Annotated in this window: 1 protein-coding gene; it reads left to right on the top strand. The window is 71.1% G+C overall.

The annotated features are described in order from the left end of the window. Window positions 1-391: class E sortase (locus tag Q8G36_RS28685; protein ID WP_305275359.1), on the top strand; the 391-nt coding region annotated here is incomplete at both ends.

Consider the following 391-nt stretch of genomic DNA (forward strand, 5'->3'; position numbering starts at 1 on the left):
GCCGGCAACTCGGCGATCGCCGGTCACCGCACGACCTACGGTGCGCCGTTCAACCGCATCGACGAGCTCGTCCCCGGCGACGAGATCGCGATCACGACACCGCAGGGCGAGTTCACCTACGTGGTGATCCCGGCGCCAGGCGAGACCGATCAGGCCTGGTGGATCGTGGATCCCTCGCAGGTCGAGGTGCTGGCGGATGCGGGCGACAACCGCCTCACGCTCACCGCGTGTCACCCCAAGTACTCCGCGAAGCAGCGGATCATCGTCGCGGCGACGCTGAAGACCGAACCGGCCCAGGCGGTGCCCGTCGCGGCCACCCCGGACTCGGCGGCCTCGGACGCCGCGCGGGTCGAGACCCAGTTCGACGAGGGCCTCGAGGGCGACCCGGACG

Origin of the sequence: Peribacillus frigoritolerans (assembly GCF_030676415.1) — a bacterium.
In the GTDB taxonomy this organism is placed as follows: domain Bacteria; phylum Bacillota; class Bacilli; order Bacillales; family DSM-1321; genus Peribacillus; species Peribacillus frigoritolerans_A.